The sequence below is a fragment of the Microcystis sp. LE18-22.4A genome, from assembly GCF_027531105.1.
GTDB lineage: Bacteria > Cyanobacteriota > Cyanobacteriia > Cyanobacteriales > Microcystaceae > Microcystis > Microcystis aeruginosa.
On sequence record NZ_JAPZRB010000336.1, the window covers coordinates 1 to 8,912 of the forward strand.

An 8,912-nucleotide genomic window follows, 5' to 3' on the forward strand; every position below is an offset into this window, starting at 1 on the left:
TGAGGGGGTCAGTTACCTAATTTTCAGGGAAAAAGTACCTGAATTTTACCCCCGATCCCTCCAATGGTCGGCACTTTTTGAGGTCAAAAAAGTCTAAAAGCCTTATCCAACAAGGTTTTTAGATTTATTCAGCAAGCCCTACTTAATATTTCTTAAAAACTTTCTTCATCTTTCTTCATCTTTCTTCAAGGAAATCAAATAAAAAGTAAGACAAGTTTATACAAAAAAGATGGCTTTTGGGGTTATATTTCTAGTTACTTTCAGTTTTATTAGCACAAACTGACGGCTATGAGTTATTGATTATACAGTTCCGGGGGAGCTATGCCAGTTCAAGTTACTTATCCTGGTGTTTATATTCAAGAATTACCCAGTGGACGACATACCATCACTGGGGTTGCTACTTCGATTACCGCTTTTGTCGGACGAGCCTTGTACGGACCCGTTGAAGAGCCTATTACTATTTTTAGCTTTGGGGATTATCAGCGTTTTTTTGGGGGATTAGCCTATGATTTTCCCATGAGTTATGCCGTTCAAGACTTTTTCCTTAATGGGGGTTCTCAAGCTGTAATTGTGCGCTTATTTGAACCAAAAACAACATTATCATTAGATGAGTGGAATACAAATGCTAATAATGCTGCACAAGCGGTTAAAAAAGCAGCAGACGGAGTTACTGGTGAAGATAAAAAGGCAACAGTTGATGCTGTTCAAGGAGAAGCTGACAAGCAGACAGAAGAACCGGGTAAAACGGTCGCAACCAGTTTGCTGAAAATCGCTAGTGATGCCGCTGGTAAATCTGGTGCGACAGCAGATAGTGTTAAAGCTACAATCGATTTTGCGATCGCATTTAATGATATTGATCCAGTTAAAAAGGCTCAGGCTGAGAAGGTAGCAAGAGAAATTGGAGAAATTAAAGCTATATTTAACCCGGACAGCTTAGAATACAAGGTCGCAACCAGTTTGCTGACAATCGCTCAAACAGCAGCTAGTCAGACTAATCCTACAGTACAAACTGTTACACAAGCTATTGATGGCGCTGTATCTACGATTACGACAAGAGCCCATGGTGTTAAAACCGTAGCAGATGAAGTTACTGGTGACGATAAAAAGCCATCAGATGTAGTTACGGCTGTTCAAGGAGAAGCTAACAAGCAGACAGAAGAACCGGGAAAAACGGTCGCAACCAGTTTGCAGACAATCGCTCAAAAAGCAGCTGCTCAGACTGAGGCTACAGTACAAAGTGTTCAAAAAGCCATTACTGAGGCTGTATCTATGATTACGGCAGCAGCAACTAATGTTAAAACCGCAGCAGATGAAGTTACTGGTGACGGTAAAACACCATTAGATGTAGTTGCGGCTGTTGTTAAAGCTACTGTTCAAGATGTAGCTGACAAGCAGACAGAAGAACCGGGAAAAACGGTGGTGCAAAGTTTGCTGACAATCGCTCAGAATGCCGCTAGTAAGACTAATCCGACTGTAGATGATGTTAAAAAAGCCATTGATGATGCTATCACGAATAACACTTATGAAACTCCTCCTTACCCAACAGCAACTCTAACGCTTAAAGTCTATGGTCCTGCTGTTGCCCCTATCAAAGCGGCTTTAACCCCAATTCAAGCAGCGATCGATGCTCTTTTTGGTGATGATGGCAACAAAGAAGCTTCAGATTTAACAGTTTCAAAACTTATTACTGCCGCTACAAATGCGGCTAATTCAGTCAGTGGTTCTGATAACAAAAAGATCGCTCAACAGGTTGCTGCTGAAGTGAAGGGGAACAGTCTTAAAGCAGCTTTGGATGCAGCAATACAAGCTTTAATTGGAAATGATATACTCACAAAAATCGCACCTTATCCAGAAGTTAAGACAGCCCTAAAAACTATCTTAGGGTCTTCACAATCTGGATTTCAAGCTGCACTAGATAGTATTTTTGATACTGATGGGAACAAATTCAAGACTCCTCAACCAACAGTTGCAGATGTCAGTAAAAAACTCGAAAACATAAGCTCTATAAAAGATGTTGTTGATGCAGCAGCAACAAACCCAACACTCAAAGGATTCTTTGACGCAGTTCTTGCGGCGATTCCTGTTGCTGCTGCTGCCGTTCCTGCCGAGCAAATTCTCACCCTAGAAGCCGCTAACCCCGGAACATGGGGAACTAAATTAACAGCCACTGTTAATACACAAGGCATTACCGATAAAGTTGCCGAAAATTTTGCCAGTTATGGCTTGAACAAAAACGATCTATTTAATTTAACGGTTCAGATCACTTACCCCAATGGAACAACCGATTTTGAGCAATTTACCAATGTTACCATCAAGACGACGACCCCCCCTTCACCCAACCGACTGGATCTAGTTTTAAAGAATGAATCCCGACTCGTTCGAGTTGATAGCTCAAAGCTTCCCTCAATAACGCCACCCGGTGGGGCAACCTCTCAAGTAGCAGGAGGGGATAATGGAAAGAATCTATCCGTAGAAACCTATACTGGAGATCAAGATCAAAGAACAGGAATCTATGCCCTAGAAAAAATAGAACTGTTTAACATTATGTGCATTCCCCCTGATCAACGAATAGCGGAGAACAATATTGATCCCCTAGTTTATACTGAAGCATTGAGTTATTGCTTTGAACGACGGGCGATGTTAATTGTCGATCCGCCGATGAAATGGCTAGGAGAGGTAAAAAATGGCAATATCAGCCAGTTACAACCCACTGATGTCGGGATAGAAGGGCCAGAAACCATTAATGCTGCGGTTTATTTCCCTCGTGTGATCAAGGAAGATCCCATGATGAAAAACCAATTAGACACCTTTTCGGCCTGTGGCATTATTGCCGGAATTTATGCCGCTACCGATGTGACACGAGGAGTCTGGAAAGCTCCGGCTGGATTAGATGCAGGCATCTTGGGGATCAATAGTTTAGAATTAAAACTCACCGATCAACAAAATGGTGTACTCAACCCCTTGGGGATTAACTGCTTGCGAACTTTTCCCATTGTCGGGTCAGTGGTTTGGGGCGATCGCACCTTACGGGGAGCAGATATACTTGATAGTGACTATAAATATGTTTCCGTGCGAAGATTGACCCTTTATATTGAAGAGAGCCTCTATCAAGGCACAAAATGGGCTGTTTTCGAGCCGAATAATGAAAACCTCTGGTCAGCCTTGAGATTAAGCGTCGGTAGCTTTATGGAGTCTCTTTCGCGCCAAGGAGCATTTTACAGTTATCAAGTGGTCTGTGATAAAACCACAACCACTCAAAGAGACATCGACCTAGGAATTGTTAATGTTCTCGTTCAATTTGCCCCAGTCAAACCCGCCGAGTTTGTTGTGATCCAAATCCAACAACAGGCTGGTCAAACAACCTAATAATTGAGGGTTGTATCAGTAATTAAAGAAAAAATCACTCAACTTTTCATTAGTTTTTCAGGAGAATTTCATGCCAGCGCCACAATTTAAAGTTAATACCTATCGCTATGACCCTTACAAAAATTTCCGATTTCGGGTCAAGTGGGATAATACTTATGTTGCCGGAGTCAATAATGTGACCAATTTAATGCGTACTACAGAGGTCGTCAGATTTCGCTATGGGGGAGATCCCAGTACCCCCCGTCCTTCACCCGGACAAACAGAATATGGTCCAATTACCCTCAGACAAGGTGTCACCCATGATGTAACCTTTGAACAATGGGCGAATAAAGTTTGGGACTATAGTAATTCTACCAAAGGACCCGATCAATCTAATCAAATTGTTTCCCTCAAAGATTTTCGTAAAGATATTATCATCGAACTTTACAACGAAGCTGGACAAAAAGTCATTGCTTATAATGTCTATCGCTGTTGGGTATCAGAGTATGTCGCCTTATCAGATTTAGACTCGTTGGGGAATGAATTTGCTTTTCAAAGCATAACTTTACAAAATGAAGGTTGGGAACGGGATTATAACGTTAAAGAACCTACTGAGGGTAGCTTTGTTCTGCCTGCTAGTTGATTTGTATCTCTAAATCACCCAATCATTTTGTGTTTGGTTAATCGTTTATGATATCTGCTTTTGATTTAGTGAGAGTATGGGAGTTAGGAGAGGGACAACCACTGTGGTATCGGGGGTTGCTCCTCTTAGCTCTAGCGCAACCACAGCAAACCCTTGAAGAACTTTGTCAGTTTACGATTGGCCAACGCAATCGCTGTTTATTTACTCTATATCAGCAGTTATTAGGAACAAACCTACAAGCGGCGGTTCAATGCCCACAATGCTCTGAGATGTTAGAATTTACTTTTAATGTGGCGGAACTTGGTATCGTCTCTGAAACAGAGATCAAGACAAGTTATACAATTGAGAATAATGGAATTGAGTTAACCTTTCGGTTATTAAATAGTAAAGATTTAGCGGCCATTTCTCAAAGTTCCAATTTAGAAGAAGCCCGTCAACAATTAATCCGTCGCAGTCTTATTAAAGCAACCCAAGATGGTCAAGAAATAAAGAATGAACAATTAACAACAACAACCATTCAAATTTTAGGAGAAGCGATTGTTGATTGTGATCCTCAGGCCGAATTATTATTGAATTTAGATTGTCCTAATTGTCGCAATGCTTGGTCAGATCAATTTGATATTGTCGCTTTTCTCTGGTCGGAAATCAGCACTCAAGCAAAAAGTCTCTTAGAGGAGGTTCATTTATTGGCACAAGCTTATGGTTGGCCAGAAGAGACTATCTTAGGAATGACTACCAAAAGACGTAAATATTATCTAGGAAGAATCGAGCAATGAGCGATTTTTTTGGGCGATTAGCCGAACATTCTTTAGGGTATAAAGCGACTATTTTACCTCCACTGACACCTAAGTTTTCAGCCCACAGAGAATTAATGAACGAGGCTAGAGAAACAATTTTATGGGAAGATTCTTGGAAGAGTTTTAATCATTCTAACAGGGAAGATAGTTGGTCAAAACAAAAGAAACTGCTAAACCCTATTTTTCAATCTGTTGAGGGGACAATCTGACCCAGAAGCATAAATAAGCATTATGAGCAACTATTTAGCGATCGCAACAGTTACCGCCACCTTTCGGGATTTAATCGCCCAAGCGATTCAGCAAGTCCCTGACCTATCAGCAGCACCGACAGTTACCACAGGTCGTCCTCAAGCTCCTGAACCCGGTTTTGTAGGGGTTAACCTCTATCTTTATAGAGTAGAAGCAAATGCAACTCTTCGCAACCGATCTTTCCCCATACCCCACACAGAATCGGACGGCTCATTAGTTGATCGCTGGCAAAATGCCCTCAATTTAGATTACTTGTTGACCTTTTATGGTAGAGGACAACAGCAAGAACCAGAAAGGTTAATGGGAGGGATGATAGCCGCATTGACAGACACCCCAATTCTTAAACCAGAATTAATTCGTCAAACTATTAGCACAACTGGAAGTGATAGTTATTTGGCCGCTTCAGATTTAGCTAACCAAATTGAAACAGTCAAATTGACACCTATCTACTTAAATTTAGAAGAACTATCTAAATTATGGACTATATTTTTTCAAGTTACTCATAACTTATCTATAGCTTATCAAGCTTCTGTCGTGCTGATTGATTCTGGGGAAAAAATTCTCTTGAAGACAGTGAAGAAAGTTGAGGGAACAGTTACATCTACCAAAAAAAGCACCAGAAAAACCAGAAAAACGATCTAATCACGATGACCCAAAATCGCCTTTACGAATTATTACCTATTTTTTATCGACAACGAGATTTAGAGCAGGGTTTTCCTCTGCTTGCTTTCCTAAATATTATGGAGTTAGAGTTAAACATCCTTGAACAAAATATCGAGGAGCTTTATAGTAATTGGTTTATTGAAACTTGTGAAGATTGGGTTATTCCCTATTTAGCTACACTGATAGGAACTAAATTTTCAGATCAAACTAGCCATCTTTTGGGTACTGCTCGTTTACAGGTAGCTAATACTTTACGAAATCGTCGTCGCAAAGGAACATTAAAATCTCTAGAAAATATCCTTTATGAATCAACAAACTTACCAGCAAAAATTATTCCTTATTTTGTTAAGTTATCAATCACACAAAACTTAGAGAATATAAATCTCGACAGGGGAAAAACCTTAGATTTACATTCTTTAAATAACTTAGAATTAATCAATACAATAAATGATCCCTTTGCTCGCACAATAGATATTTCTGTCGGCGGTAGTAATCCTTTATTAATGAGTAATTTGGAAATTATTGCCAATGGAAAATATAATATCTATAATATCGGAATTTTTCTCTATCCATTGCGGAGTTTTTTCATTCAGTTCGCTCAAGCACGTCATATTCAAGACAATTGTTATACCTTTAATCCCTTAGGAATTGATAGTCCTTTATTTAAACCACCATCGAATAATCAAGATAATCAAACTTCTGTTAATAATAGCTTACCCATTCCCTTAACTCCGTCTGATCTGCAGCCTCTAACTAAACCTAATACTGTCTCAGAAATTCTTGTCAATGGTTTGATTGATCGGCCTCCATTACAAATTTTTATTTTTCTCGATAATGGTTCTGTTATTGATGTTAATAATTATCCGAATTTAACCTTGCAAGTTACCGATTTAAGTAAATGGCCAAATCTTCAGGAAATAGATAATTCAATCTGTGTTGATCTTAAATGTGGACGGATGGTTTTACCTGCTAATCTTAAAACCAATAAAGTTTTGGTTAATTATGCTTATGGATTTAGTGCTGAGATTGGTGGAGGTTCTTATTCTCGTCGTCAAACTTTATCGAACGTCCGTGGGATTTGGCGAGGAAACGTTTCACAATTAATGACTGATGCTCCTAGGGATAAAAATTCTTTTTCTTCCTTAACCGAAGCAATTCAAGCATGGAGTCAAAGTGATCTACCCGGAATAATATCAATTTCTGATAATTGTATTTACAATCTTGAGGAAGATTCTAACTTTGCGATTATTCAAGAGGTTTTTGTCGAACGTCAAACTCCCTTCAGTTTAACTATTGAAGCAGCCGATGGTTGTCGTCCTTGCTTATTAGGAAATTTGAATATTATTGGTAGATATTCTGGTTCTAAATTGGTACTGAATGGTTTATGGTTAAACGGGACGATCTCAGTAGCAGGAAAATTACAGTTGGTAATTTGTCATTGCACGGTATGGAATAAAAAAGCAGCCATTAAAACGCTAGAATCATCTGAAAATATTGATGTCAATTTAGAGGTTAGAATCGCTCATAGCATTCTTAGTTCAATATATCTGTTCTCAGATAACACGGTTTTAGATATCCACAATAGTATTATTGATGGAAGTAATGACAGAAATCAATATGCGATTGCTTCTAATAAGCACTTAAACAAAAGTATTTACACAAACTGTTTTCTGAAACTTTTACAATACAAGGCTTTTAGCTTTTGGTGGTGTCTAATTAATTTAGTTGATTCAATTAATGCCGAAGTGGACAATAATTGGGGACCCGAAACCAAGATAGAACAGACAACGGTTATAGGACGCACCAAAATTACTATGATTATTGCTGCTAATTCAGTCATTTTTACCGAGCCAATTCTTGTACAGAAACGGCAAGAAGGTTATATTTCTTTCAGTTATGTTCCCTCTAAATCTAAAACACCATCACAGTATCGATGTCAACCCGATTATTCAGATTCACGATCAGAATTATTACAACCCTTTTTTGTTTCACGGATTTATGGTAATCCAGGGTATGCACAACTTAGTTATATGACACCTATTGAAATCTTCAGGGGTGCTGAAAATGGCTCACAAATGGGGATTTTAGGCAATCTGTCCCTTTCTGAAAAGTTAACTAATCTACAGGCTGTCTTTCAGGATAATTTTCCGGCAATAAATACCTGACGGACGATATGGCTAAACAGCTTGCTGTATAATGACCAGAGCCAATTGCCTCCTCTGATAAAAAGGACAATCGAATCAAAGAATTGGGGACTTGCATCAGATACGCAGATGATTGTGTGTACATCTTAAAACCAAATGATGATAGGGATAAGTTACTCCAAAGGATTGACACATTTCTTAACGAAAGGGGAATGAATGTCAGTGCCAAGAAAACACGGGTAACAGCCACGACAGATGGGTTCAATTTCTTAGGATGGTACTTCAAAGTCCAATCCAAATTGCCCAAGTTCAAAAAACCGACCTGAAGTCTGTTATATTTTGTGAGAAAGCCGTTCACCCCTACAGCAGGGCATGATTCTGTAGGAGCGCACGGCCTAGACAACCCCTGAGATAACCTTTTCTGATCACCACAAACGCGGGATATCCCTCCGCACCACCTAGAAGGAGAATCTGATGTTCAAAATCGATACTTGCTGTACCCTCGTACCCTACTTTGAAGTACAAGAAGGAAAAATTGATGCGTTTAAGGAACTAGGCCCCAAGTTCATTGAGAGAACCCGCACCGAAGAGGGCTGTATCCATTACGCTTTTTCCTTTAGCGGCAATATTCTTCATTGCCGCGAGGGTTACGTCGATGCTTCCGCAGTTCTTGCCCACCTACAAAACGTTGGGGAACTGCTAGACGAACTTCTCAAAATCGCCAAGATTATTCGCCTAGAAGTTCACGCTCCCGCTTCCGAAATCGAAAAGCTGCGGGAGCAATTGGCTTCTCTTAACCCTCAGTTCTTCGTTCTCGACGAAGGTATTCGCCGCACCAGCGAAGCTTAACCGCGGACTGACACAAAAGAGAAGGATTGACGCTCCCATCGCACTAAGCGCTTCGGGATTCCCTGTTCATCCAGTTACCTGATCTACTAAGCTTTCACTTAATAGACAGTGGGTAGTCTGTCCGAGGGCTTGAATTTCTGTCCGCCCGACAGTATTTGCCCGTGCGAGAATGTTTATAGCGGCGTTTTCGTCTCTATCCAAGACACACCCACAAGAACAAAC

8 protein-coding genes and 1 pseudogene are annotated in these 8,912 nt (G+C 40.0%); 8 read left to right on the forward strand and 1 reads right to left on the reverse strand.

What is annotated here, in order from left to right:
- The first annotated feature begins 321 nt into the window (after positions 1 to 321).
- The 8 genes from O9295_RS14725 to O9295_RS14760 all read left to right on the forward strand — a co-directional run bounded on the left by O9295_RS14725 (position 322) and on the right by O9295_RS14760 (position 8,690).
- Positions 322 to 3,366, forward strand: coding sequence for a phage tail sheath family protein (locus tag O9295_RS14725; RefSeq protein WP_288033524.1), 3,045 nt, complete (start codon positions 322 to 324; stop codon positions 3,364 to 3,366).
- A gap of 70 nt (positions 3,367 to 3,436) precedes the next feature.
- Positions 3,437 to 3,988, forward strand: a complete 552-nt coding sequence (locus O9295_RS14730) for a phage tail protein (RefSeq protein WP_008198641.1) — start codon at positions 3,437 to 3,439, stop codon at positions 3,986 to 3,988.
- Between the two features lie 47 nt (positions 3,989 to 4,035).
- Positions 4,036 to 4,764 (forward strand): T4 family baseplate hub assembly chaperone, encoded by a 729-nt coding sequence (locus tag O9295_RS14735; protein WP_288033526.1) that lies wholly within the window; start codon positions 4,036 to 4,038, stop codon positions 4,762 to 4,764.
- The gene (locus O9295_RS14740; protein ID WP_008198637.1) at positions 4,761 to 4,994 is read left to right on the forward strand and encodes a hypothetical protein; all 234 of its coding nucleotides are present in this window, start codon (positions 4,761 to 4,763) and stop codon (positions 4,992 to 4,994) included. Before O9295_RS14735 ends, O9295_RS14740 begins: the two co-directional genes overlap by 4 nt.
- A 22-nt stretch (positions 4,995 to 5,016) precedes the next feature.
- Entirely contained in the window at positions 5,017 to 5,676 is a 660-nt protein-coding gene (locus O9295_RS14745) for a Pvc16 family protein (RefSeq protein WP_288033527.1), read from the forward strand.
- Between the two features lie 5 nt (positions 5,677 to 5,681).
- Positions 5,682 to 7,862, forward strand: coding sequence for a hypothetical protein (locus O9295_RS14750; protein ID WP_288033529.1), 2,181 nt, complete (start codon positions 5,682 to 5,684; stop codon positions 7,860 to 7,862).
- 83 nt (positions 7,863 to 7,945) lie between these two features.
- Positions 7,946 to 8,167, forward strand: coding sequence for a reverse transcriptase domain-containing protein (locus O9295_RS14755; protein ID WP_288033531.1), 222 nt, complete (start codon positions 7,946 to 7,948; stop codon positions 8,165 to 8,167).
- Between the two features lie 148 nt (positions 8,168 to 8,315).
- Positions 8,316 to 8,690: a putative quinol monooxygenase gene (locus O9295_RS14760; RefSeq protein WP_288033533.1), complete on the forward strand. Its 375-nt coding sequence runs from the start codon at positions 8,316 to 8,318 to the stop codon at positions 8,688 to 8,690.
- Positions 8,691 to 8,756: 66 nt separating this feature from the next.
- Here O9295_RS14760 and O9295_RS14765 read toward each other — a convergent pair.
- Positions 8,757 to 8,912 (reverse strand): annotated as a pseudogene (locus O9295_RS14765) (RNA-guided endonuclease InsQ/TnpB family protein); the annotation flags it as partial.